The following is a 26,684-nucleotide window of genomic DNA, read 5'->3' as shown; positions in this document are numbered from 1 at the left end:
TGTTAGAATTCTAACAAGGTTTTTTATTTTTTCAATTAAATCGAATATCGTACAACGAATATCGTACATCTTTATATTTCCTTATTTATCTCTTTCCAGAGCATGTCTTTCAATTCCGTCAAACCTTGATTGGTGACTGAAGAAAAGAAAACATGCGGAATGTCTTTTGGAAGCAAAGCAGCAATTTCTGCTTTTAATTCATCATCCAACATATCCGATTTTGAAATGGCTAGAATTCGTCCCTTATCTAGTAATTCAGGATTGTATTTGCGCAATTCATTCAATAAAATTTCATATTCTTTTTCATAATCTTCCGCATCGGCAGGAATTAAGAAAAGTAAAACAGAATTACGTTCAATATGTCGTAAGAAACGATGTCCCAAACCTTTTCCTTCAGCCGCACCTTCAATAATTCCAGGAATGTCTGCCATCACAAAAGACTGATGGTTTCTGTATTCCACAATTCCTAAATTGGGCGTCAAAGTAGTAAAAGCATAATCTGCAATTTTGGGTTTCGCTGCAGATACAACCGATAAAAGTGTCGACTTACCAGCATTGGGAAAACCAACCAACCCTACATCGGCCAAGATTTTCAATTCCAAAATGATCGGTAATTCTTGTCCAGGTAAACCAGGTTGCGCGTATCGAGGCGTTTGTCGAGTTGACGAACGGAAATGCCAGTTACCCAAACCTCCTTTTCCTCCTTCTAGCAAAATTACTTCTTGTCCATCCTCAGAGATTTCTCCGATGAATTCACCTGTTTCTGTTTTGGCAATTGTACCAATGGGAACGTCAATGTAAACATCTTCACCATCGGCTCCTGTTGAGCGTGAAGTTCCTCCACGTTCACCGTTACTTGCTTTTAAATGGCGAGTATAACGTAAGGCTAGAAGTGTCCAAAGTTGGGCATTTCCTCTTAAAATGATATGTCCACCGCGTCCACCATCACCACCGTCAGGTCCACCTTTTTCAATGAACTTTTCACGATGTAAATGGGCAGAACCCGGTCCACCATTTCCACTTTTACAATATATCTTGATGTAATCTACGAAGTTTGAAGACAAAACTTAAATTTTTGCAAATATCCGAGTTTTATTTGGAAATGAACGAATCTTTCCGAATTCATCTCAATAAAACATAGGCATGAAGGCATCTTAAACACTCAAATTTTGAATGCATTGCTCACGAATTTTCCAAATTTGCTCAAAATCGAATCCTTTTTTTGAACACCAGCTTTTTAAGAATTCTTGATGAATTTGAATCTTTCTTTCCGTAACATCGCTCGGTTGAATTTCGATTTCTTGAATTAAATAAGGTGAAAAATCTTTTGAATGGGAAGTCGAACTGGTACAATCATAAATTTCACCTTTGATTTTTAGGTAATTATGTGCTTCTGGAATATAGTTTAATCCATTTGCTTCTAGTGTCTTTTGAATTCTCGGATAGGAAGTTCCATTCATTTCAAATAGTCCCATCATTAACTTCACCTCTAAGAATTCATTTTCAATTGCCAATTCTTGTAACAAGGCATGTTTGGAACTACAAGTACCTTTGTTTTCTTCTAGAACCAAAAGAAAATTTTTTCGATCGGAATTTCGGCCATACGGAAGATGTTTCACATGCTGCATGGCATCAAGGAAATTGGAAATTCCTCTTTTGAAAAATTCTTGCGTAATGTTTCCTGAAGTATGGAATTTGAAATTCAAAATTTTCAATTAAACTTACTTCAATTCCTCCTTTAAAAATTTCCCCGTAATACTCTTGGGTTCTTTTACAATTTCTTCTGGAGTCCCTTGAGCCACGATTTTACCACCTTTAGCACCACCTTCTGGACCTATGTCAATGATATGATCGGCCAATTTAATCACATCCAAATTATGTTCGATGATGATAACGGTATTTCCATGTTCCACAATTTGATTGATGACGCCCATCAAAACACGGATGTCCTCAAAATGCAATCCAGTAGTGGGTTCATCCAAAATGTAGATGGTTTTTCCTGTTTGCTTTTTGCTCAATTCAGAAGCCAATTTCACACGTTGCGCTTCTCCACCCGAAAGGGTTGTGGATTGTTGTCCCAACGTGATATACCCTAAACCTACATCTTGTAAGGTTTTGACACTTCGATATATTTTTGGAATCGGTTCAAAAAATTCTACAGCTTCATTGACCGTCATATCCAATACATCGGAAATCGATTTTCCTTTGTAACGAATTTCCAAAGTTTCTCGATTGAAACGTTTACCTTGACAAGTTTCGCACGGAACATACACATCGGGCAAGAAATTCATTTCAATTACTTTCAAACCAGCTCCTTCACATGTTTCGCATCGTCCGCCTTTCACATTAAAAGAAAAACGACCTGGTTTGTATCCACGAATTTTCGCTTCTGGTAATTGAGTAAACAAATTTCTGATGTCCGAAAACAAATTGGTATAAGTAGCTGGATTTGATCTTGGAGTTCGTCCAATTGGTGATTGATCCACTTCGATGACTTTGTCCAAATGTTCCAAACCTTCAATGCTTTTGAAAGGCATAGGTTCTTTCTCAGCACGATAAAAATGTTTGCTCAAAATGGGGTAGAGGGTTTCGGTAATCAATGTCGATTTTCCACTTCCTGAAACACCTGTCACAACCACCAATTTCCCAAGAGGAATCGTTAAATCTACCTTTTTCAAGTTATTTCCTGTTGCGCCTTTCAAGGTCAAGAAATTTCCATTTCCCTCACGTCGTTTTTCAGGTATTTCAAAATCCAAGGTTCCGTTTAAATAGCCCGATGTTAAAGTGTCAGCCTCTTTAATTTCGTGTGGTTCTCCTTGCCAAACAATTTTTCCACCACGTCTTCCTGCTTTAGGTCCGATATCTATGACATAATCAGATTCCAAAATCATGTCTTTGTCATGTTCCACAACCAAAACAGAATTTCCTATATCGCGAAGTTTTTTCAAGGAATCAATCAATTTGACATTGTCCCTTTGATGCAATCCAATGGAAGGTTCGTCTAAAATATACAAAACATTGACCAATTGAGATCCGATTTGAGTTGCCAAACGAATTCGCTGGGCTTCTCCGCCAGAAAGACTTTTGGACGGTCTATCTAAGGCTAAATAATCCAATCCTACATTCAATAAAAATCCTAATCGAGAATGAATTTCTTTGATGATTTCTTGGGCAATGATTTGTTGTTTTTTGTCTAATTTTTTGTCAAGCGTATTAATCCAATTCATCAAAAATTGCAAATCGAAATGTGCGACTTCGGCTATATGCTTATCATCGATTTTGAAATGCAAAGATTCTTTGTTCAATCGATATCCTTCGCAATCTGGACATTTTACTTGTTTGGTGAATTTTCGAGAAACGGAACCCGAAGAAGGATTCATCTTATCATTCATTAAATCTTCCAAATAAGGAATCAATCCTTCAAAATCAATTTTATAGACTTTGCTGACGTTGGCATAATTTAATTGAACATCGACTGTTTCTTTCAGTCCATACAAAATATCATGAATCAATTCAGGCTTTAATTTGTTGTAAGGTTTGTCTAACGCAACATCATATTTCGCATAAATGGATTCAATTTGCTTTTTGATTCGGCTTGTGTTTTTCAATTCTTCCAAAGGGGCAATCATACCATTTTTCATGGATCGATTTTTATCTGGAAAAACTTTGTCCAAATTGATTTCTTTCAATTCCCCTAAACCAGAACAAGTTGGGCATGCGCCTTTGGGTGAATTAAAGGAAAAGGTGTTGGGTTCTGGAGTCGGATACGAAATTCCCGTAGTTGGACACATTAAATTTCGGCTATAGAAACGCGCTTCATTGGTTTCATAGTCCAAAACCATCATCACATTATCGCCATGTTGCATGGCAACATCTATGGAGCTTTTCAATCGCTCATCGGATACGGAATCATTGAGTTTTAATTTGTCAATGACCAACTCAATGTCATGCGTTTTGTATCGGTCGAGTTTCATTCCTGGCGTAATATCGACCACTTCACCATTGACACGAACTTCCATGTAACCTTTCTTGGCAATTTGGGCAAACAATTCGCGGTAATGACCTTTTCGAGAACGCACAAGAGGCGAGAGGATGGCAATCTTTTTATCGGTAAATTTCTCTCGAATTAAATCTTTTATATGTTCGTCCGTATAACTAACCATTTCCTCATTTGTATTGTAGGAATAGGCAGTGGAAGCGCGAGCATATAACAATCGAAGGAAATCGTAGATTTCGGTAATGGTTCCGACAGTAGAACGTGGACTTTTGGATGTGGTTTTTTGTTCAATGGCAATCACAGGAGACAGACCTTCAATTTTATCAACATCGGGACGTTCCATACCACCCAAGAATTGACGCGCATAGGCAGAAAAGGTTTCGATATATCGACGTTGTCCTTCTGCGTAAATGGTATCAAAAGCCAAAGAGGATTTCCCACTTCCGCTCAAACCTGTGATTACGACTAATTTTTCTCTTGGAATTTTTACATCGATGTCTTTGAGATTGTGTTCTCTGGCGCCATAAACCTCTATATTGTCATTCATCTAATTCTCTCCAAATCAAGGGGCAAATTTACGGTAAAATCATGGCAAAAAAAAACTGCCATGAAATGACAGTCTTTATTTTATTTTTTAATCGGAATATAAATTTTGGTTAAATATTCAGCCTCGTTTTTCACGATTTCAGGGTCATTTAAATATTCTAACCAAAACGAATTACTTAAATTCAATTGATTGGTTTTGGCGTAAGATTTCATCTTTTCGATTAAACTTGAAATTTCCTTGTAACTACCTTTGTGTAGCGCTACAAGTGTTTCATTTGCTGGGATAGAATACAATTCCATTCCTTCTCCCAATTGAACCGATTCTTTGATGCCGTATCCGCAACGGAATTTTGCTTTTTTGGTTCCCAAATCATAGAAATCATAGTAAGAAATAGGATTACTCAAATCGGATTGTTTGACTTTCAAGTGATCGGTCAAATAGCTATACAATAAACCAAATGATTCTTCTGTTGCGGTTTTGATTTCTTCTTGTTCAAGGGAAGTTTCGTTCACAACGGTAATCAACTTTTGACCTTCAAATTTTTCAATTCGAATTTCGTTTGGATCTAAATCTCCCGCTTGTTCGTTTGTTAAAATTTGTCCTTCAATAGTTTTGGCAAGATTATCCAAACTTGAACTCAATTTTTCGTTCAAATTTTTTGTAGTAAAATAGCTAAAATAACGTGAGAAATACCCAATTTCTTCACTTTCAATGGACCAATTTACCTTTGTCTTAGAATCTGAAACAGAGGTGAAGTCTGTTTTCATGAAGGATTTTTTTCCCAATTTGAAACCATCTACTTCGTATTCGATCAATTTATCATCATCTGATTTTATAATGGTAAATTCCCCAAGAATAATCGTGTCTCTGGACCATTTGTATCCAGCTCCTTGACCTTGATAAGGTGCATAGAATTCTTTTTGATCTAGAGAATCGGCTTCAGTTATGGTTTCCCATTTTGAAAATTTATAAAGATTATTGAATTCGTCAAATACGACTCCGATTGGCATATTGATTTCTTTTTCACTAGTTGCCTGAATTTTGTTGGGTAGAAATAAAGGAATTACCAAAAGGGCAATAATGAGTAAAATTAAAAGTTGGGCTATACGTTTCATTATGGTTTTAGGGTTAAAATTTTAACAAAATTATAAAATTCGTTCTAGAATACGACAATTAATATTTAATCTTATATTTGACATAACCTTTAGTCAACTATAAATTAAAAACGAATAATCAATGGACATTTCAAGTTTATTACAAGGCCCAATGGGGCAACAAATGGTTAACGGAGTAGTTAATCAATTAGGAATTAAAAACGAACAAGCACAAATGGCAATTGCAGCCGCAGTTCCATTTTTGTTGACGGCATTAAATAAAAACGCAAGTTCTGGCGACGCACAAAATATTTCCAATGCAATAGATAGAGATCATGACGGTAGTATTTTAGATAATTTAGGGGGTTTTTTCAGCGGAGGAAATTTTTCTGATGGTGCGAGCATCTTGAACCATGTATTGGGAAATCGCCAAGGACAAGTTGAAAATGCAATCGGAAAATCAACAGGGTTGAATGCTTCTCAAATTGCTTCTATTTTGGCAATGATAGCACCTATTGTTATGGGCTATTTAGGAAAAGAAAAGAGACAAAATGGTATGGATGCTGGTGGATTGACTGGACTTTTAGGAGGTTTGGTTAGCGGTGCTTCACAAACTAATCAACGTGAAATGAGTACCATTGAAAAATTATTGGATCGCGATGGTGATGGTAGTGCTATCGATGATGCAATGGACTTTTTGGGAGGATTTTTCAAAAAATAATAGTGCAATAAGAAACGAAAAGGGGAAGAATTTTTTGAATTCTTCCCCTTTTTTTTAATTCTTGAATAAAATAACCTTCTCATTCAAGACACCACTCCTAATAACTGATAATGTTTTTGAAAAATTTAAAATATTTTGAATTGTAGTTTTTTTAGGTGATAACTTTTCACCAGTAAAATAGTAATTGTGTTTCATAGACAACGAATTAATGTTATTTTAAGCTAAAACGCATAACATCAATTCTTTATTGCTTATAAAACTCTTGAAAATAGTTAAACTAATGTTAAAGTTATATTCTTCTCTTCAATTACTTTTCGCAAATTAATGAGCGCATAACGCATTCTTCCCAAAGCTGTATTAATGCTAACATCTGTTTCCTCGGCAATTTCTTTGAAACTTAAGCCTTTGAAAATTCTTAATTGCAAGACCTCACGTTGATCGTCTGGTAAATATTGAATGATTAATCGTAATTCCTCTTCAATTTGCAATTTGATGATTTTGGTTTCGGAACAGTCTTCTGGATCTGCTAAGAAATCAAATATGCTAAAGTCTTCATCAACAAAAGTTTCGCCTATGATAGGCATTCTTGTTTTATTTCGAAAATAATCGATTGATAAATTATGTGCAATACGCATTACCCAAGGTAGGAATTTACCTTCTTCGCTATATTTTCCTTCTTTGAGTGTTAAAATCACCTTTACAAATGTATCTTGGAAAATATCTTCTGCTATTGATTTGTCTAGTACTTTGGAAAAAATAAAGCCGTAAACTTTATTTTTGTGCCTATCAATTAATTCTGCCAAAGCTGATTCATTTCCCATTACATAGGAATCAACCAATTTAGAATCATCTATGAACTCCATATCCTCAATTTTTACTTGTGTTAAAAAGGATAAAATTCTATCTATAGGCGTGAATTGTTAATGTTACTAAAAACAAATATAGAAATATTTCATGAAATGATGATTTATTTCATAAAAAAAAGCTGCAATATTTTTGATTGCAGCTTTTGAAATTATGAAAAATCTAGATTCTTATAAAGAAGCAGAATGGATTAACATATCGGTTAATTTGTTAGAATATCCCATTTCATTGTCATACCAAGAAACCAATTTTACAAAGTTTGGTGATAACATGATACCAGCGTCTTTGTCGAAAATAGAAGTTCTTTTATCTCCAATGAAATCTTGAGAAACCACTAAATCTTCTGTATATCCTAAAATTCCTTTCAAATCTCCTTCTGAAGCATTTTTGATAGCAGCACAGATTTCATCATAGGTAGTTCCTTTTTCCAAGCGAACGGTTAAGTCAACAACTGATACGTCAGCAGTTGGAACGCGGAAAGACATACCCGTTAATTTACCATTCAATGAAGGAATTACTTTACCTACTGCTTTTGCAGCACCAGTAGAAGAAGGGATAATGTTCAACAAAGCAGAACGTCCACCTCTCCAATCTTTTGCTGAAGGTCCGTCAACTGTTCTTTGAGTAGCTGTTGTAGCATGTACAGTTGTCATCAATCCTTCTACGATTCCGAAGTTGTCATGAATAACTTTAGCCAATGGAGCCAAACAGTTCGTTGTACAAGAAGCATTGGAGAAAATTTTGATATCATCTGTCAATTCCATGTGATTAACTCCCATTACGAACATTGGAGTATCATCTTTGGATGGTGCAGAAAGGATTACTTTTTTTGCTCCTGCATTGATGTGCGCTTGAGCTGTGTCTTTTGATAAGAATAAACCAGTTGATTCAACGATATATTCAGCACCCACTTCGTCCCATTTCAAGTTGTTTGGATCTCTTTCAGAAGTAACACGGATTGTTTTTCCGTTTACTACTAAATTGTTTCCTTCTACTTTCACTTCTCCTTTGAAACCACCGTGAACTGAATCATACTTAATCATGTATGCCATATAGTTTGCGTCGATCAAGTCATTGATTGCCACAACTTCTACGTTGTCTCTTTCAAGCATTGCACCGAAAACAAGGCTTCCAATTCGTCCAAAACCGTTAATTCCTACTTTGATTGTTGACATTATTTGATTTTTTAAAGGTTATTATATTGCTAAAATTTTAGCGACTTTTATTAATTCTTTGTCTATTTCATTGTGTTTTTTGATTGCCTCTTCAATGGGAGTATACACAATTTTATTGGCTCTGGAACCTGCCATCACATTGGTTTTATTCTCCAAAAGCCCTTCCACAGCAGCTACACCCAATCGACTTGCCAAAACACGATCCATACAGGTTGGATTTCCCCCACGTTGAATGTGCCCCAAAACGGTTACTCGAACATCATATTCTGGAAATCTTTTTTCTGTGGCTTTGGCTAAATCGTAAACATTTCCCAATTCTTCGCCTTCAGCTACCACAATGATGCTAGAATTTTTACCCGCTTGTTCTGATTTTTGCAAGGATTCAAATAATTCCTCTAAGCTATCTTTTTCTTCGGGAATTAAAATATTGGTAGCTCCAGAAGCAATTCCACTGCTTAACGCGATGAAACCTGCGTCACGGCCCATGACTTCTACAAAAAACACACGGTTGTGAGAAGTTGCAGAATCACGGATTTTATCAATTGCTTCAATACAAGTATTCAAGGCTGTATCGTAGCCAATGGTAAAGTCTGTTCCAAAAATATCGTTGTCGATTGTGCCTGGAATTCCAATAAACGGAACATTGAATTCCTTGTGAAAAACATTGGCACCTGTAAAGGAACCATCACCACCAATAACAATTAAAGCATCCAATTCATTTTTCTTAAAATGATCAAATGCTTTTTGTCGACCTTCTGGAGTGCGGAATTCTTCGGAACGTGCGGTTTGAAGAAAGGTTCCTCCTTTGTTAATGATATGTTTGACAGATCGAGCTCCTAATTCTGACATTTGATTATGAATCAAACCTTCATATCCTTGACGTATTCCGACACATTTGATGTTGTAGTACGCACATGCTCTCACGACAGCGCGGATGGCAGAATTCATACCAGGGGAATCTCCTCCTGATGTTAGGACTCCGATTTTTTGAATGCTTGTGGTTGGCTGTGTCAAATTCGAAATTTTTCTTGTGCAAATATAAGCATCAACAAGTGAATTTGAAACTAAATTGAGGAAAGTTTATTTCTAATCAAATTCCTTGATTCTTTCCAATCTACCCGACGCAAAATCTTTCTTTAAAATCACTTCGATGTATAAATCTTCTCGGGTTTTATGCGGATCAAATTTGGTTTTTAAATCCAAATTAAAAGCCCCTCCAGCTGAATTCCACAAAAAGGCATTCATTCCTCCTCGAAGCTGTTTGATGATTTCAAAGGCAGTGAAATCTGTTTCTCTATGAATAAGTTTAATCAAAATCTGTCCGCGAGAAAGCGATAGATCTTTTAGTTTGTTTTCAAATTGATCGGCCAGAATTTTTTGGCGCTCTTTGATATAGGATTTACGTTGATTTTTACTCAAATATTGTGCAGTATCTTGAATGGAATTATACTCTTCAACCGCAATTTTAACGTATGGCCATACATCACGTACCCTTTTACGTAACCATAAATAGTATTTTTTCTCCATGTCCGTTTTCAATTGCAAATGCAGGACATCGGCGTTGTGGAGTTCGATGGTGTCGAAAATAACAAGATCACCGGTTTCTATGTTGTCCATTTCCGATAATTCTTGTTTTAGTTCTTTTTCTTTTTCTGTTTCTTGTCCAACAACAAAGGTAAAAGCGGTTAACAGTATTAAAAATAGTTTCCAATGCATATGGGCAGGTTATCAAATATTGTTCCTAAAATTAATTACTTTTACGGAAATTCATATTGAAATGTCAAAAACTAAATTTTATACCAAGAAATCAATGGATTTCTTAGAGACTTATTTAAATGCTACATCACCCACCGGATATGAAACAGAAGGTCAATTGATATGGACGAAATACATTGCGCCTTATGTAGATGAAATCCGATCTGATCATTATGGAACTGCTTATGGAATTATCAATCCAAAGGCAAAGTTTAAAGTTGTAGTCGAAGCACATGCCGATGAAATTTCTTGGTATGTCAATTACATTACAAAAGAAGGAATGATCTACGTCGTTCGTAATGGTGGTTCCGATGCTGTTATTGCACCTTCTAAACGAGTGAACATTCATACGAAAAAAGGAATCGTTCAAGGAGTATTTGGTTGGCCAGCTATTCATACCCGAATTCATGAGAAAGACGAAGCGCCAAGATTGGATACCATTTGGATTGATTGTGGCGTGAGTTCCAAAGAAGAATTAGAAAAATTGGGTGTTCATGTTGGCTGTGTGGTTACTTATCCTGATCAGTTTATGGTTTTGAATGAGAATTATTTTGTTTGTCGCGCCTTGGACAATCGTATTGGTGGTTTTATGGTGGCCGAAGTCGCAAGATTGCTTCATGAAAACAAAGATAAAATTGATTTTGGGGTTTATTTTACCAATTCTGTTCAGGAAGAAGTTGGATTAAGAGGAGCAGAAATGATTACCCAAACCATACAACCCGATGTAGCAATCGTAACCGATGTTACCCATGATACATCTACGCCAAAAATGAGCAAAGCAAAAGATGGTGAATTGAATTGTGGTGACGGACCCGTTATTACGTATTCGCCTGCTGTACAAAATAATTTAAGAGAATTGATCATTGAAACGGCAGAGAAAAGTAAAATTCCTTTTCAACGCGCAGTGAGTAGTCGTGTGACGGGAACCGATACCGATGCATTTGCCTACAGTAATGGGGGAGTGCCATCGGCTTTGATTTCTTTGCCATTGCGTTATATGCATACTACGGTAGAAATGGTTCATAAGAATGATGTGGAAAATGCTACCAAATTGATGTATGAAACTCTTAAAAACATAAAGAACAACCATGATTTTAAATATTATTAAGTTGAAATCATAGCGGAAACAAAAAACGCAGAGCTTTTAAGTTCTGCGTTTTTTTATGTTTGTATAAATTGAATTCTTAATCTAAGGTATTGGGATCAACCAAAACTTGATAAGCTCCAGCAGTCAAAGGCGCATTTCGAGGCGCTCCTAAGATATCCAATGCTAATACACCAATTCCTGTGTTATAGGTTGCATTTGGAACACCAACTGCTTCTGACTCCAATAATAAACGGAAATCGTTTTCATCGTAATCTGTAGCGACAAATAAAGGATCCACATTTTTATTGGATGCATCAAAAGTTAGGGTTCCTGAATTGTTTTTCAAAACATTGTGTTTGAAATCATGGTTGAAACTTCCTCCAACGTTGTCAAACGCAACAGCATCTTGGTGGCTGCTAAAGATTACATTGTTGTAAAAATTTGCTAGATTCAAAGCAGAACCATCGTTGCTTAAGATGATGGCGTAATTCATTCCAGAACCAGAACCAATTCCAAAATAATTCGCAATCGTACAATGTCTGAAATCGTACCATCCACCTTCAAGACCCAAAGCAGCTTGATCACTTTGTGCGATTACTAAATTTCGGCCGTTGATGGTTGCGCCATAACCTCTTAAACCAAATTTTTCATTGTTGTAGATATAAGAGTTGTTGATGTCCAATTTTGAATTTTCGACAATAATTCCTTCATTCATCCCTTTGAAGTAGGCGTAATTAACGGTTGATTGTGCGTTGGGATCATTGGATTTTAAAACAATTTTATTCCATGTTTTTGGAAGAGATTCAGAATATTCATCGTGACGATCGGTTCTGAAAACTACTTTTTGATTGATGTTTCCTTCAACATTCAAGGTTCCATTAATCGTCAAGCTTGCATTGTCATGAAAATAGATTCGTGTTCCAGCTGAAATCGAAACATTGTTCGCTTTTACATCTCCAAAAATCACTCTCGCATATTGGTTGTCCCAATTCACATTGCCCAAATCAAAGTTTGACTCTAAATTGGTATTGTAGAATTGAGCTCTTTCTAAATAGGAGAGAAGTTTGATGTGTTGTTCACCACTAGAAGTTTGAAATTTGATTTCATCTTCGTACAAAGCATTGGATTCAACATTTCCTGCGGCAATTTCTACGAAAATAAAAATACTGTCTTTGGATCGGATGGCAACATTTTCAAATTCGGTACCCGACATTCCATCTACATTGATTTTGTAAAAAGAAGATTCTCCTCTTGCTAAGGAAATCCTAGGAACTTGGATGTCTTTGTTTTCTTTGTTGTGAATTGTTAGTTTATAGGTTTGCGAATTCGTGTGATTGAAAATCGTATCTAAATCCAAGGTGTCTTTTGAGAATTCTAAATTATTGGAAGCTACATCAAAATCAAAATCATCTCGGCAAGAAGCCAATCCAATAATTAAGGCGATGAAACTCATTACAATCAGGTTACGTATTTTCATACAAAGAAGTTTTAAGGAACAAAACTAAGTAAATCTATAGAATGTACAAATAGAACGTTTAAAGAATGAATTTATTGAATTCGTAAATTTCTTGGATTAACCTAAATAAATTAAAGAAAAAGTTTTTTGTTTTTAAAAATTATCTATCTTTGCACACTCAAATAAGGAAGAAAAATTTACACCTTTTTGATGTGGAAATGAAAAGGGTTTCACTAGGAAAGGGATTTAAAAATAGAAAAAAATATTCGCATGAAAAAAGGAATTCATCCAGAAAATTATCGTTTAGTAGCGTTCAAAGATATGAGTAATGAAGAAGTATTTATCACTCGTTCAGCTGCTGACACTAAGGATACAATTGAAGTTGATGGTGTAGAATATCCGTTGGTAAAAATGGAGATTTCAAGTAGTTCTCACCCTTTTTATACAGGGAAAGTTAAATTGGTTGATACGGCAGGACGTATTGACAAGTTTAAAAACAAATACGCGAAATTCAAAAAATAAAATTTTAATTTGTTCATAATTTAAGATTATAAGTCCCGAAAGAAATTTCGGGACTTTTTCTGCATGTATATAGGTCAAATTAGATTCTTAAAATTTACATTCCAATCTTTTAAGCATAAAAAATCTCGCCATTTTCATGACGAGACTATTTGATTTGAATGTAGGTTGATGTTATTCTCCAGGAAATCTTCCGTACATTTCTTTGTATAAATCTTTGTATTTCTCCAAAACGACTTTACGTTTCAATTTTAGAGTGGGTGTCAATTCTCCTCCATCAATTGTCCATTCCGTTGGAGTTAATTTGAACATTTTGATTTGTTCCCAATGCCCCAGCGATTTGTTGTATTGACTGATGTCTTTTTGAATTAATTCATTTACTTCAGCATTTTTTACTAATTCTTCTCGAGAAGAAGGCAAAGTAATATTTTCAGCTTTTGCCCATGCTTCGATATTTTCGAAACTTGGTTGAAGAATGGCACATGGCATTTTCTCGTTTTCACCAACTACCATGATTTGTTCAATGAATCGAGATTGTTTGAAGTCGTTCTCGATATTTTGTGGAGCGATGTATTTTCCGCCAGAAGTTTTGAAAATTTCTTTTTTACGGTCGGTGATTTTTAAATTTCCATTGACGAAAATCCCAATATCTCCCGTTTTGAAATATCCATCTTCGGTCATCACTTCTTTGGTCATTTCTGGATTGTTGTAGTAGCCCATCATGACGTTTGGTCCTTTTACAAGGATTTCTCCATCTTCGGCTAATTTAACTTCCACATTGGAAATTGGTTTCCCAACCATTCCAATTCCGAATCCATCTTTATCCATCGAATTGACGGAAATTACAGGAGAAGTTTCAGTTAAACCATATCCTTCTAAAATCGGAATTCCAGCACCCCAAAACATTCGATTCAATCGAGGAGAAAGGGCAGCACTTCCAGAAACCATGCAGGTTAAGTTTCCTCCGACACCTTCTCGCCATTTTTTAAAGACGATGGCATCTGCAATTTTATGTTTCAATTTCCAAATGAAACTTTGTTCTCCAAAAGGTTCGTAATTTTCAACCAAGCCAAGAGCCCACATGAAAATTTTGGTTTTGATTCCTCCAGCAGAAGCTCCTTTGTCGTAAATTTTTGCGTAAACTTTTTCAACCAACCTTGGAACAACTGTCATCACGTCTGGATGAACTTCTTTTAAGTTGTCACCAATGGTTTCCATATTTTCAGCATAGTAAATTCCGATACCATTGTAGATGTACAAATACAACAACATACGTTCGAAAATATGACAAACAGGCAAGAAACTTAATGCTTTTGGTTTTTCTGATGGGAATTTAGGTACGCGCGGATCACTATTTAATACATCTGAAACAATATTGTTGTGGCTTAGCATAACACCCTTTGGTTTTCCAGTAGTTCCAGAAGTATAGATTATTGTCACTAAATCTTCTGGTTTCACCTGCTCTTTTACTGCCTCCACTTCATGCTGATTTCCTGCGTCTGAACCTAAGTCCAGAATTTCATTCATATTGGGAGCACCATCTACTTTGTCAAACGTATAGACAGAAACCAATGAAGGAACTTGATCCTTGATGGATTGAATTTTTTGGAATAATTCAGCGTCTGAAACAAAAGCAAATTTCACTTCTGAATCATTGAAAATATAAGCATAATCTGCGGGTGAAATCGTTGGATATACAGGTACACTTATACAACCTATTTGTTGCAAACCGATATCCAATAAATTCCATTCTGTTCGATTGGTTGTAGTGGAAATAGCAATTTTGTCGCCATGTTTAACTCCTAAATTTAGGAATCCTCTACTGATGGCATTTGCTTTATTGACGAATTCTTCTGTAGATGTATTGATCCATTCTCCATGACGTTTTGTAACCAAACAATCGGGTCTAGGAGAATTTTTAAGTTGATAATCTAAAAAATCGAATAAACGTGTTATTTTCATATAATGTATCTAAAACTTGTACAAATTAGTAAAAAAATAGTTTGTTTCAAAGATTATTCTTCCCCTTCGTAGGAATCCATTTCTTTGTCAAAAAATTCATAAGCAAGTTCTAGAAGTTCTGCGATTTCGGTTTCCAATTCTACATCTGGATCATCTTCCAATTCGTCGAACCATTCAATGTCTTCCGTTTCAACATCTAAAAGAAATCTTGGGAAATCGGTATGTAAAATAAAAAGTTTATCGGGAAACTCAGAATTGTCAGCTATTAAAAACTTTGGTGCTTCCATTTATTAATTTTTTTGTTTGATTGTGAAAGCGTAAAAGTAACATAATTGCTGCAATCGTCAAACCAATAAGTAAACCAATCCACATACCATATGCTTTCCATTCGAAATAAATGGCAAGTAAAATTCCTAATGGTATCGCAATCAGCCAATAAGAAATGAATGTAATTATAGAAGGAATTACTACATCTTGCATGCCTCTTAAGGCTCCAAGAACGACCAATTGAATGCCATCTGATAATTGAAACAACGATGCAATGATTAATAATTGTGCGGCGAGATTGATTACTTCTTGATTATCCAAATAGAAAGTTGGAAGCTGGTAGCGTAACAAAACCATCCCAATTCCAAACACAATCATAAATCCAATGACCATGTATATTGCTGAAAGTCCAGCTTGTCGTAAGGTTACATAATCCTTTAGGCCATTTTGGTATCCGACTCTCACCGTTGCTGCAACGCCCAACCCCATACACATCATAAATGTAGTGGAAGCCAAACTTATGGCGATTTGATGGGCTGCTAAATTGACTTTTGCGTCATGCAAACCAATGGCATCTTGTGTTAGCGCGTACCCACAAACAAATGCTGCGATGGTGAAAGCTGTTACTTCAAAGAAGGATGTTAAAGCAGTTGGAATGCCCATTTTGGAGATTTTGGCAAAGATGGCTTTTTCAAATTTTTTGAAATTCACTTCCTTTAAATATTCTCTCGTTTTTTTGAAATTCAATAGAGTTACAACCAAAACTATAACCATACTGATTCGTGCAACGAAGGTTCCCCATCCAGCTCCTTCTACTTCCAATCTTGGAAATCCCCAATAACCGTAAATCCAACCATAATTCATCGCCACATTAACCAAATTTCCTATGATAGTGGCAACCGTTACCGGTATAGTTAAAGATAAACCTTCTGAAAATTGTCGGAAGGATTGAAAAATCATAATTGGAATAAGGGACCAAGCCATAATGGATAGAAATGGAATGGCCATGTCTATGACATCTTTTGGTTGTCCCATATAATAGAGGAGAGGTCGTATACTCTCTAATATTACCAAGAGAATAATTGCCAATGAAAGGTTTAGAACAAAACCATGTGAGAAAATTTTTGCTGCACCTTTTTTATCTTTTCCGGCATCTGCTGCTGCAACGAGTGGAGAAATAGCAAAACTAAATCCAAATGCCAAAACCAATGCTGTTACAAATACAGCATTTCCTAAGGATACCGCACCAAGAGCTGTTTTCCCTAATTGATCATCAACGATATAATCATATTTTCCACCTAGACCACCCACCATAAAGTTATCAACCAAATTGACCATAATTTGGCCAGCTTGGGTAATCATCACGGGTACTGCAAGTTTTAGATTCTTTCTGAAATGTTCTTTGTAGGTCAAATCTCTAATTTTTTTTAACAAAAAAAATCCTCCAATACATTGAAGGATTTTTCAAGTATTGATAGTCAATTTATTTTTTTACCGAAGCAGCAGCTGGAGCTGCCTTAGGAGCATTAGGATTATCAGCAACTACACCTTTGATACGGAAAATCTTACGACCTTCTGTAATGGCATTAGAATTGATGGTAACTGTTTTATTAAAAGCTCCTGGCTTTGTTGTAGTGGTATATTCAATCGTCATATCAGCAGATTTTCCTGGCATAATCGGATCTTTTGGAACTTTAGGTACTGTACACCCACAAGAAGCATCTGCTTTTGAAATTACCAACGGTTTTGTTCCCGTGTTTTTTACTTGAATGGTTGTCACAGCTTTTCCGCCATAAGCGATATTTCCTAAATCAACGTTTGATTCGCTAAGTTCAATTTCTTGTGCTAATGAAAGGCTAAATCCCCCTATTAAAAAAGCACCAATCATAAATAATTTTTTCATTACGATGTAATTTTATTAAACAAAATTATAAAATAAAACCAAATTAACTTAAATCTAGTGTTAAATTTGCAAACGATATATTCAAATAACATACCAAATAAAAATGGAATTACAAACGAAATACAATCCTGCGGAAGTAGAAAGTAAATGGTACGAATACTGGATGAAAAACGAATATTTTTTCTCGACTCCAGACCAAAGAAAAGCATATACTATTGTAATTCCTCCACCAAACGTCACAGGGGTTCTTCATATGGGACATATGTTGAATAATACCATTCAAGATGTATTGATCCGTCGTGCTCGCATGATGGGTTTCAATGCTTGTTGGGTTCCTGGTACCGATCATGCTTCGATTGCTACTGAAGCTAAAGTTGTAGCCAAGTTGAAAGAAGAAGGTGTTTCAAAATTTGAAATCGGAAGAGAGAAATTTTTGGAACATGCTTGGGAATGGACGCATAAGCATGGCGGAATCATTTTGGAGCAATTAAAAACCCTAGGTTGTTCTTGCGATTGGAACCGTACAAAATTTACCATGGATCCAGATTTGTCTGAATCTGTAACAAAAGTTTTTGTGGATTTATACAACAAAGGAATGATTTATCGTGGTTATCGTATGGTCAATTGGGATCCAGAGGCGAAAACCAATATTTCAGATGAAGAAGTAATTTTCAAAGAAAAGCAAGGGAAATTGTATTTCTTGCGCTATATGATTGAAGGTTCGGACGAATATATTGTGGTGGCAACCACGCGTCCTGAAACCATTTTTGGTGATACGGCAGTTTGTATCAATCCAAATGATGATCGTTATTCGTTTTTGAAAGGAAAACGTGTGATTGTTCCGATTGCCAATCGTTCTATTCCCATTATTGAAGATGAATATGTGGATATCGAATTTGGAACTGGTTGTTTAAAAGTTACCCCTGCTCATGATACCAACGATTATGAATTAGGAAAAAAACATAATTTGGAAATCATTGATTCGATTAATGATGATGCAACCTTGAATCAGCATGCTTTGCATTATGCAGGTATGGACAGATTTAAAGTTCGCAAAGAAATCGAAATTGAATTGGATGCCAAAGGACTTTTGGAAAAAGTAGAAAATTATACCAACAAAGTTGGAACTTCTGAACGTACGGGCGTTGTGATTGAGCCGAAACTATCGGTTCAATGGTTCTTACGTATGAAAGAATTGGCAAAACCAGCTTTGGATTATGTGATGGATGATTCGATTCAGTTTCATCCAGCGAAATTCAAAAACACCTACAAACACTGGATGGAAAATGTTCATGATTGGAACATTTCTCGTCAATTGTGGTGGGGACATCAAATTCCAGCTTATTATTACGGAGAAGGAAACGAAGATTTCGTAGTGGCTTTGAACAAACAAGAAGCACTTGAGATTATTGCGAGAGAACGTAATTTGGTCTTGACAGAAGATGATTTACGACAAGACGAAGATGCTTTGGATACATGGTTTTCTTCTTGGTTATGGCCGATTTCGGTTTTCAATGGAATCAATGAGCCTGAAAACGAAGAGATTCAATATTATTATCCGACACAAGATTTGGTAACAGGTCCCGATATTATTTTCTTCTGGGTGGCTAGAATGATTATGGCCGGATACGAATACCGCAACGAGATGCCGTTTGAAAATGTATATTTCACCGGATTGGTTCGCGACAAACAAGGTCGTAAAATGTCAAAATCTTTGGGGAATTCTCCAGATCCATTGGAATTGATCCAAGAATATGGAGCAGATGGAGTTCGTGTTGGGATGTTGTTAACGGCACCTGCAGGAAATGATTTACCATTTGATACCGATTTGTGTTTACAAGGAAGAAATTTCGCCAATAAAATTTGGAATGCATTCCGTTTGATCAAAGGATGGGAAATTGATGAGAATTTGGAAACACCTGAATCGTCTGAATTTGCCATGAATTGGTTCCAGTCTAAATTCAATTCAACTTTAGATGAAATGGAAGGAAATTATGAGAAATACAGAATTTCTGACGTTTTGATGTCTACCTACAAATTGATTTGGGATGATTTCTGTTCATGGTATTTGGAAGCGGTAAAACCTGAATTCGGAAAACCAATTGATCGCAAGACTTTTGAAAAAACCGTTAATTATTTAGAGGACTGTTTAAAAGTATTGCATCCGTTTATGCCATTCTTAACGGAAGAAATTTGGCAATTGATCGAACCAAGAACGAAGGAAAATGCCATCATTGTATCTGAATATCCAAAAGGTGGAGATTTTGATGAAGCGATTTTAAAAGCATTTGAGGTTACTTCAGAAACCATTTCAGGAGTGAGAGCCATTCGTAATGAAAAAGGAATTTCACCAAAAGAGAAATTGGAATTATTTGCTGTTGAAAATTCAGCTAATTCTTTGAATTGTAATTCAGTGGAAAAGTTATCTAATGTAACGCTTCACTTTACGTCAAATTTTCCTGAGAAAGGATTTAGTTTCCGAGTAGGAACCTTTGAGTTTATGATTCCAGTGAATGAGAACATTGATATGGAAGCTGAAAAGGAAAAATTAACCAAGGAAAAAGAGTATTTGGAAGGGTTTTTAAATTCCGTTCGCAAGAAATTATCCAATGAGAAATTTGTGAGTGGAGCTCCAGAAGCTGTAGTAAATGCTGAAAAACAAAAAGAGGCAGATGCTGTAGCGAAAATTGCTCAAATTGAGGAGCAATTGAAGAGTTTTGCTTAATTCATTTAATTGAAACAAAATAGAATCCCTGCTCGTCAGGGATTTTTTTTTAGAAATAAATTTTAAAATTTGACTTTCTATTTATCTGAAATTTAGTGGCGTATAATTGCTGAAAATCAAATAAATTAGGCTGTAAATTATTGAAAAATTTAGAATCTTCTATTTAAAATGAATTTTGTATTTTTACGCATCCTGAAAATCATACCTTTTATATGTTAGGCATCCTAATTTCAGTATTTCTTGTTGCATTTCTGATTCTTTTTTCGGGTCAATATTTGCGTCCGAAATTCTTTAAGTTTTTAGCAATATTTCCCTTATTGTTATTCGTTTATTTCTGTAGTTTTATTTTTCCCGTTCATTGGGAGAAAAAAATCCTACTATTGAATAAATGGATTCCGAATTTGGGCATCAATTTGGATTTTAAAGTCGATGGATTGTCCTTGCTTTTTGCCTTGTTAATAACGGGTATTGGTACCTTAATCTATTTCTATGCTTCCTATTATCTGAAAAATTACCCCAATCAAAGTCGTTTTTATTGTTATTTGACGATGTTTTTGGGTGCAATGCTCGGTTTGGTATTGTCTGATAATCTGATTACGATCTTTATATTTTGGGAATTAACAAGTATCAGTTCGTTTTTCCTCATCGGATTTAACAATGAAGATGAAGCTTCGCGAAAAAGTGCTTTAACCGCATTGGGAATCACCGGTTTGGGAGGATTTTTCTTATTGTCTGGATTTTTATTGATTTCCAATCTTACAGGTACCTATTCCGTTGATGCATTGTTGAATTCATCGGAAGCGATTCAATCAAGTCCATTGTATATTGGAATTTTGGTGATGATTTTTGCGGGGGCATTTACAAAATCCGCTCAATTTCCGTTTCATTTTTGGTTACCGGGAGCCATGCAAGCGCCAACGCCTGTTTCAGCCTATCTGCATTCTGCCACGATGGTCAAGGCGGGTATTTATATTTTAGCAAGATTTTCACCGATTTTGTCTGACGGATATATTTGGAACAACACCTTGATGATTGTAGGAGGAATTACGATGATTTATGGTGCGTTTCATAGCATTTTCAGAACCGATATGAAATCGATTTTGGCGTATTCCACGATTTCAGCTTTGGGAATTATAGTATTCCTGTTGGGAATTGGAACCGATTACGCAATTTATGCTGCCGTAACCTTTATTTTGGTTCATGCACTTTACAAAGCAACACTATTTTTGGTAACAGGAATCGTGGACCATACGGTTCATACGCGAGATATAACCAAAATCCAAGGTTTATGGAAAACCATGCCTTTGGTGGCGATTGCCTCTTTAATTGCTGCCTTATCAAGTGCGGGAATTCCGCTTACTTTTGGGTTTATTAGCAAAGATTTGGTGTATGAATCAACCTTGGACGTACCTCAATGGGGATTGTGGTTGACGGGATTGGCCTTTGTGACCAATGTTTTTCTGGCTTGTTCAGGATTTTTAGCGGGAATTAAACCTTTTGTTGGAAAAACTTTACCGAATCATAGTGAACTAAAATCTTCTGGAATCTTTTTATGGTTACCAGTCGTAATCTTAAGTAGTTTGACATTATTGTTTGGATTGCTTCCTTCGATTGCTGATTTAGGGATTTTGAAATATTCTTTTGAAGCGGTAGCTCAAGAATCCACTTCTTTGTATTTGAAAATTTGGCATGGATTCAATGAAGTTTTGATGGTAAGTGCATTGACAATTTTGTTGGGATTCATCTTGTTTTTGTTCAATCGATTTTTGCGCCCTTCCTTGCAAAATGTACTGAAATTAGAATCCATCTCACCGAAAGCAATAACAGAATCCATTTCGGAAGGATTTCGAAAATTCGCTTTTATTTATACGCGTTTAATGCATAATGGATATTTGCGAAATTATATTATTTCGATTATCGTATTCATCACTTTATTAGTTGGTTATAGATTGTTAACGACAGTTTCGCTTGAAGTCAATACAAGTGATTTGTCGGAGTTTCGTGTGTATGAATTGACCATTTTTGTGATCATTGTCGTGGCCATTTTTTATACAATACGAACGAGATCGAGATTGGCAGCCATTTCAAGTATTGGAATTGTAGGATACGGCATCTGTTTGATTTTCGTATTCTATGGCGCGCCCGATTTGGCGATGACTCAATTTACCATCGACACCTTGACGGTTGTCTTATTTGTACTAGTATTGTTCAAGTTGCCATCGTTCATGATTATGAGAAATAAAAAAATCCGTTTTCGTGATGCTGTAATTTCCATTTCGTTTGGATTGTTAATCATGATCATTACGTTACAATCATTAATTTATCCAGCAAACAAGGACATCAGTAAGTTTTATGCTGACAACGCCTATGTTTTGGCAAAAGGTAAAAATGTTGTGAATGTTATATTGGTAGATTTCCGTGGTTTTGATACCATGATTGAAACCATTGTTTTGTCAATTGCAGCTTTGGGAGTTTTTGGGCTATTAAAATATAGAAGTATCAATGAAGAAGCAGATTAAAAGTTATAGAAGTAGGATGCAAGCTCGAAAATTCGACTTGATCATTCTCAAAACAGCAACCAATTATCTGATTCCGTTGTTGTTAATGTTTTCCATATTTGTATTGCTACGCGGACATTATTTATCGGGTGGTGGATTTGTTGGTGGATTGATTGCTTCGATTGCATTTGTGCTGCATTCATTTGCCCACTCGACAAAGGAAACATTGGCATTGTTCCGATTTTCGCCCAAAACATTGATTCCAATTGGTTTATCCATATCCTTAATTAGTGCATTAATTCCTGTTTTTATTGGGAAACCCTTTTTGACAGGTGTTTGGATGGAAAAACCCATAGCAGTCATTGGTTCTATAGGAACTGCATTATTTTTTGATATTGGAGTTTATGTGGTCGTGATTGGGGTAACCTTAACGATTTTATTCACCATAAAAGACAATGTGTAGATGGAGCTATTATTGGTGTTATTAGTAGGAATTTTGTACTCTGCGGGCATCTATATGATGTTGCGTAGAAGTATGGTGAAATTATTATTGGGATTGCTCTTGTTGGGAAATGGAGCGAATATTCTCATTTTCTTGACTGGAGGTTTGACCAAGGGTAAACCACCGATTATCAAAGAAGCAAACAAAACTTTTTTAGATGTATATGCGGATCCCGTTCCGCAAGCATTGATTTTGACCGCGATTGTCATCAGTTTCGCTTTGACGGCATTTGCGATTATTTTATTGAAAAAAGTATACGAAACTACAGGATCTGATGATTTGGATTCTATGAACATACAGGATTTAGATATATGATGACGAATTTTATCTTGGCACCAATTATTGTCCATTTGATTACAGCAATCTTATTGCTGTTCTTTTGGCAAAAAGTTTCTGCGCAAAGAATTATCAGCATCATTGGAAATGTATTTGCGTTCATTTGTTGCATCCGATTATTTGTTGCGACAGACACCTACAATTATTTGATTTTGCAAGTTGGAAACTGGGAAGCGCCTTTTGGAATCATATTCGTTTCTGACACCTTTAGTTCGATTATGGTCATGCTCACAGCCATTGTGAGTTTGGCTGTTGGGATTTATTCCACGTTCGCCTTGAATTTAAGTCGAATTAAATACGGCTACTTTTTCATCTTCCATTTCCTTGTAATGGGGCTTTTAGGAGCTTTCTTGACAGGAGATTTGTTCAATTTGTATGTTTGGTTCGAAGTGGTCATTATTTCTTCCTTCGTATTATTGACGCTAGGAGGAAAGAAGCTACAAATGGAAGGTTCCATAAAGTATGTGGCGATGAATATGTTGGCTTCCATCATCTTCTTAACAGCGATTGGAATTTTGTATGGAATCACCGGAACTTTGAACATGGCCGATTTGGCAGTGAAAATTAAAAGCGTTGAAAACGAAGGACTTGTTTCCGTAACGGGATTATTGTTTTTTGCTGGATTTGGAATCAAATCTGCAGTTTTCCCAATGTACTTTTGGTTGCCTTCTTCCTATCATACACCGCCTTCTGCCATTGCAGCAATCTTTGGTGGATTGTTGACCAAAATGGGGATTTATGCCATGATCCGTATGTTTACGTTGATTTTTCAACCCGATGAATTTACCAAGAATTTATTCATTGGAATTGCTATCATGACCTTGATTACTGGAGCATTGGGTGCGGTAAATAAGAAGAGTGTTAGAAGGATGATTTCCTATTTAATTGTGTGTCATATCGGATATTTAATTGCTGGAATTGGTTTGTACACCGAAATAGCATTTATAGGAGTTATTTTTTATTTGATTCATGATGTGGTTGTGAAAAGTAATATTTTGATGATGACGGGATTGATTCAGAAAATCCGAAATACAATTGATATGAGTCGTCTCGGAGGATTGTACAAAGATTATCCGAAACTTTCTTTGATGATGGCTGTAATCATGTTTTCCTTAGTCGGGATTCCGCCTTTGTCAGGGTTTTGGCCTAAAATTCAATTATTTGGAGAGTCTTTAAAATCGGGTCATTATATCTTATTATTAGCGATTTTGTTTGCTAGTTTTATCACCTTATTTGTTATTGCGAAAATGTGGTCAGAGGTATTTTGGAAGGAATCTCCGAAACCTTTGACAGAAGAAACAGATGCCTTCGCTAATTTACCTTATATGCAAAAATTGGCTTTGGTAGCGCCAGTTGTATTTTTGACTTTGGTTTCTTTGTTTATTGGTTTAAATGCGGGAAGCATCTATGGATTGGCAGAAGAAACAGCCAAAGATTTGATGAATCCTAACGGATATATAGAAGCAGTTTTAAACGGAAATTTTGAAAAATGATAAAGAATTTTCTCTTAAATATATTATTATCATTGGTTTGGGTGGCTTTGACAGGGCATTTGAACTATCCGAATTTCTTTTTTGGATTCTTTTTAGGATTTGGTGTTTTATGGGTTTTAGCTAGAACAGGAAATTCCCAAGAAAAACAATATTTCTACAAAGTACCCAAATTATTATTGTTTTTTGTGTTCTTGTTGTATGATATGCTAAAGGCGAATTTGGAAGTAACCAAAGAAATTATCACGCCCAAATTGAATATGAAACCTGCCATCATTCAATATGAGCATCGTTTAAAATCTGATTTTGAAATTACGATGCTAACGAACTTGATTGCATTAACACCTGGAACCATGGTGTTGAAAATTAGTCCCGATAAAAAATATTTGTTTATTCATAGTTTTTATGTGAAGGATAAGGAGAAGTTTAAAGAGCGTATGCGCAATGGTTTAGAGAAAAAATTAATAGAAGTAATCCGATAATGACAGTTGAACAATACATATCCTATGTGATTATTCCCATCATTTGTGTGGCGTTTATCATTATTTTCATTCGTTTTCTAAAAGGTCCGCAAATTGTAGATCGAGTAGTAGCGATTGACTTGATCATCACGTCTGGTGTGGGGGTGATTGGTGTATTTTGTATTTTGTACAACGACCCATCCTTTTTGGACGTTGCAACCATTTTGGCACTAATTGCCTTTTTGAGTACCATTGCATTTTCGTATTATATTGAACAAGGAGATAAAAGCGATAAAGATGAGTGATATATTGATAATGACTTTTTGTACAATTGGCGCCTTATTTATTCTAGTGGCGGCAATTGGTATATATAGAATGCCCGATTTTTATACGCGATTGTCGGTTACAGTAAAAGCCAGTACAATTGGTGTAGGCTGTATTCTTTGTTCAGTTGCTTTTTACTTTTTTGACTTTTCGGTTTCGACCAAAGTTTTTGCCATTATATTCTTTCTTTTGTTGACCTCTCCAGTTGCTGCCTTTATGATTGCAAGAACTGCTTATGTAAGTGGTGTGAAATTATGGAAGAAAACGGAAATCGATGAATTGAAAGATTCTGGAATTTTGGACCAGTTGAATAGAGACGAAACGCCTAAAAGCAAAGCGGTGAATGAAGATTAAATAGAAAGAATTCTTTCATTAATTATTTCACTAATTTTTCGGGCTTTATGCAAAACCATTAAATGATTTCCACCTTCAATTTTGATTGCATCTTGAATATTGGAGATAGGAAACACAATGTCTTTGTCTCCGTGAATATGCACAAAAGGTTTTAAATCAACATGATTTTTCCAATTTACAATTTGATCAATGGACCACGTAAGATATTCAGGATCTCGATAGTCAAAAAACTCTTGTAAATCGGGCATTTTGGACGAATATAACTTTCTAAAAAATGCATACGAAAGTCCTTTATCTGAAGATAAAAAGGATGGAGGAATCAATTTGTGCGCACGAGTTGTTGCTGACAATCGCATGAAACTAGGCAATTCCGATCTGCTTTTTACAGTAGAAATCAGCACATTCAATTTCGGGTCCAAAAACCGATTCATTTCTTGAACGACCAAACCACCAAAGGAAAGACCCATTAAAATAAAATCTTCATCTGTTTGGATGTTTTCAGACATTCTTTGAGCATAATGCTCTAAGGTTTCATGAGATTCTGGTTGTAACCAAGGTAAATAAATGACTTCATGTTCGGCGTCAAATTTCAAGTATTTGAAAGCATTTTGATTAGCTCCTAATCCACTAACCTGATAAATTTTCAT

General features: G+C 35.7%; 25 protein-coding genes. 11 read left to right on the top strand and 14 right to left on the bottom strand.

Annotated features, from left to right (window positions below):
- Positions 1-71 precede the first annotated feature (71 nt).
- The 4 genes from obgE to ABID46_RS09670 all read right to left on the bottom strand — a co-directional run bounded on the left by obgE (position 72) and on the right by ABID46_RS09670 (position 5,659).
- The gene (gene obgE, locus ABID46_RS09685; protein WP_354509520.1) at positions 72-1,064 is read right to left on the bottom strand and encodes a GTPase ObgE; all 993 of its coding nucleotides are present in this window, start codon (positions 1,062-1,064) and stop codon (positions 72-74) included.
- A 90-nt stretch (positions 1,065-1,154) separates the two neighbouring features.
- Positions 1,155-1,706, bottom strand: coding sequence for a hypothetical protein (locus tag ABID46_RS09680; RefSeq protein WP_354509518.1), 552 nt, complete (start codon positions 1,704-1,706; stop codon positions 1,155-1,157).
- Between the two features lie 15 nt (positions 1,707-1,721).
- Complete coding sequence (uvrA, locus tag ABID46_RS09675) at positions 1,722-4,544, bottom strand: excinuclease ABC subunit UvrA (RefSeq protein WP_354509516.1); 2,823 nt, start codon at positions 4,542-4,544, stop codon at positions 1,722-1,724.
- An 80-nt stretch (positions 4,545-4,624) separates the two neighbouring features.
- Entirely contained in the window at positions 4,625-5,659 is a 1,035-nt protein-coding gene (locus ABID46_RS09670; protein ID WP_354509514.1) for a GyrI-like domain-containing protein, read from the bottom strand.
- A 121-nt stretch (positions 5,660-5,780) separates the two neighbouring features.
- On the opposite strand from ABID46_RS09670, the gene ABID46_RS09665 reads away from it, so the two are divergent.
- Entirely contained in the window at positions 5,781-6,359 is a 579-nt protein-coding gene (locus ABID46_RS09665; RefSeq protein ID WP_354509512.1) for a DUF937 domain-containing protein, read from the top strand.
- Positions 6,360-6,631: 272 nt separating this feature from the next.
- On the opposite strand, the gene ABID46_RS09660 is transcribed toward ABID46_RS09665, so the two are convergent.
- The 4 genes from ABID46_RS09660 to ABID46_RS09645 form a co-directional block, all read right to left on the bottom strand.
- Complete coding sequence (locus ABID46_RS09660) at positions 6,632-7,222, bottom strand: RNA polymerase sigma factor (protein ID WP_354509510.1); 591 nt, start codon at positions 7,220-7,222, stop codon at positions 6,632-6,634.
- A 171-nt stretch (positions 7,223-7,393) separates the two neighbouring features.
- Positions 7,394-8,398, bottom strand: coding sequence for a type I glyceraldehyde-3-phosphate dehydrogenase (gap, locus tag ABID46_RS09655; protein WP_354509508.1), 1,005 nt, complete (start codon positions 8,396-8,398; stop codon positions 7,394-7,396).
- A gap of 21 nt (positions 8,399-8,419) precedes the next feature.
- Positions 8,420-9,412, bottom strand: coding sequence for a 6-phosphofructokinase (gene pfkA / locus ABID46_RS09650; RefSeq protein WP_354509506.1), 993 nt, complete (start codon positions 9,410-9,412; stop codon positions 8,420-8,422).
- Between the two features lie 72 nt (positions 9,413-9,484).
- On the bottom strand, positions 9,485-10,114 hold the full coding sequence (locus ABID46_RS09645; RefSeq protein WP_354509504.1) for a DUF4294 domain-containing protein: 630 nt from the start codon (positions 10,112-10,114) through the stop codon (positions 9,485-9,487).
- 61 nt (positions 10,115-10,175) lie between these two features.
- On the opposite strand from ABID46_RS09645, the gene ABID46_RS09640 reads away from it, so the two are divergent.
- On the top strand, positions 10,176-11,261 hold the full coding sequence (locus ABID46_RS09640) for a M42 family metallopeptidase (protein WP_354509502.1): 1,086 nt from the start codon (positions 10,176-10,178) through the stop codon (positions 11,259-11,261).
- A 76-nt stretch (positions 11,262-11,337) separates the two neighbouring features.
- On the opposite strand, the gene ABID46_RS09635 is transcribed toward ABID46_RS09640, so the two are convergent.
- Entirely contained in the window at positions 11,338-12,717 is a 1,380-nt protein-coding gene (locus ABID46_RS09635; RefSeq protein ID WP_354509500.1) for a hypothetical protein, read from the bottom strand.
- A gap of 249 nt (positions 12,718-12,966) precedes the next feature.
- On the opposite strand from ABID46_RS09635, the gene ABID46_RS09630 reads away from it, so the two are divergent.
- Entirely contained in the window at positions 12,967-13,218 is a 252-nt protein-coding gene (locus ABID46_RS09630; protein WP_354509498.1) for a type B 50S ribosomal protein L31, read from the top strand.
- A gap of 171 nt (positions 13,219-13,389) precedes the next feature.
- On the opposite strand, the gene ABID46_RS09625 is transcribed toward ABID46_RS09630, so the two are convergent.
- The 4 genes from ABID46_RS09625 to ABID46_RS09610 all read right to left on the bottom strand — a co-directional run bounded on the left by ABID46_RS09625 (position 13,390) and on the right by ABID46_RS09610 (position 17,347).
- Positions 13,390-15,177: an AMP-dependent synthetase/ligase gene (locus ABID46_RS09625; RefSeq protein WP_354509496.1), complete on the bottom strand. Its 1,788-nt coding sequence runs from the start codon at positions 15,175-15,177 to the stop codon at positions 13,390-13,392.
- 53 nt (positions 15,178-15,230) lie between these two features.
- Positions 15,231-15,464, bottom strand: coding sequence for a DUF8828 family protein (locus tag ABID46_RS09620; RefSeq protein ID WP_354509494.1), 234 nt, complete (start codon positions 15,462-15,464; stop codon positions 15,231-15,233).
- On the bottom strand, positions 15,436-16,857 hold the full coding sequence (locus ABID46_RS09615; protein ID WP_354509492.1) for an MATE family efflux transporter: 1,422 nt from the start codon (positions 16,855-16,857) through the stop codon (positions 15,436-15,438). The genes ABID46_RS09620 and ABID46_RS09615 overlap by 29 nt, the downstream gene beginning before the upstream one ends.
- 70 nt (positions 16,858-16,927) lie before the next feature.
- On the bottom strand, positions 16,928-17,347 hold the full coding sequence (locus ABID46_RS09610; protein ID WP_354509490.1) for a DUF1573 domain-containing protein: 420 nt from the start codon (positions 17,345-17,347) through the stop codon (positions 16,928-16,930).
- Positions 17,348-17,450: 103 nt separating this feature from the next.
- On the opposite strand from ABID46_RS09610, the gene ABID46_RS09605 reads away from it, so the two are divergent.
- The 8 genes from ABID46_RS09605 to mnhG all read left to right on the top strand — a co-directional run bounded on the left by ABID46_RS09605 (position 17,451) and on the right by mnhG (position 26,037).
- Complete coding sequence (locus ABID46_RS09605; protein ID WP_354509488.1) at positions 17,451-20,072, top strand: valine--tRNA ligase; 2,622 nt, start codon at positions 17,451-17,453, stop codon at positions 20,070-20,072.
- 212 nt (positions 20,073-20,284) lie between these two features.
- Complete coding sequence (locus ABID46_RS09600; RefSeq protein ID WP_354509486.1) at positions 20,285-22,591, top strand: putative monovalent cation/H+ antiporter subunit A; 2,307 nt, start codon at positions 20,285-20,287, stop codon at positions 22,589-22,591.
- A complete protein-coding gene (locus ABID46_RS09595; protein WP_354509484.1) occupies positions 22,575-23,033 on the top strand; it encodes a Na+/H+ antiporter subunit B in 459 nt (152 codons plus the stop codon). Before ABID46_RS09600 ends, ABID46_RS09595 begins: the two co-directional genes overlap by 17 nt.
- Positions 23,034-23,387 carry a Na+/H+ antiporter subunit C gene (locus ABID46_RS09590; protein WP_354509482.1) on the top strand — a complete coding sequence of 118 codons (354 nt, stop codon included), beginning with the start codon at positions 23,034-23,036 and terminating at the stop codon, positions 23,385-23,387.
- Positions 23,384-24,901, top strand: coding sequence for a proton-conducting transporter transmembrane domain-containing protein (locus ABID46_RS09585; RefSeq protein ID WP_354509480.1), 1,518 nt, complete (start codon positions 23,384-23,386; stop codon positions 24,899-24,901). The genes ABID46_RS09590 and ABID46_RS09585 overlap by 4 nt, the downstream gene beginning before the upstream one ends.
- Positions 24,898-25,380 (top strand): Na+/H+ antiporter subunit E, encoded by a 483-nt coding sequence (locus ABID46_RS09580; RefSeq protein ID WP_354509478.1) that lies wholly within the window; start codon positions 24,898-24,900, stop codon positions 25,378-25,380. Before ABID46_RS09585 ends, ABID46_RS09580 begins: the two co-directional genes overlap by 4 nt.
- On the top strand, positions 25,380-25,664 hold the full coding sequence (locus tag ABID46_RS09575; RefSeq protein WP_354509476.1) for an MrpF/PhaF family protein: 285 nt from the start codon (positions 25,380-25,382) through the stop codon (positions 25,662-25,664). The genes ABID46_RS09580 and ABID46_RS09575 overlap by 1 nt, the downstream gene beginning before the upstream one ends.
- On the top strand, positions 25,657-26,037 hold the full coding sequence (gene mnhG / locus ABID46_RS09570; protein ID WP_354509474.1) for a monovalent cation/H(+) antiporter subunit G: 381 nt from the start codon (positions 25,657-25,659) through the stop codon (positions 26,035-26,037). Before ABID46_RS09575 ends, mnhG begins: the two co-directional genes overlap by 8 nt.
- Here mnhG and ABID46_RS09565 read toward each other — a convergent pair.
- Positions 26,034-26,684: an alpha/beta hydrolase gene (locus tag ABID46_RS09565; RefSeq protein ID WP_354509472.1), complete on the bottom strand. Its 651-nt coding sequence runs from the start codon at positions 26,682-26,684 to the stop codon at positions 26,034-26,036. The genes mnhG and ABID46_RS09565 overlap by 4 nt on opposite strands.

Source organism: Moheibacter stercoris (assembly GCF_040545805.1).
GTDB classification, from domain to species: Bacteria; Bacteroidota; Bacteroidia; order Flavobacteriales; family Weeksellaceae; genus Moheibacter; species Moheibacter stercoris.
Note: the sequence above shows the minus strand (reverse complement) of the source record. Positions and strands in the feature narration are given on the sequence as shown.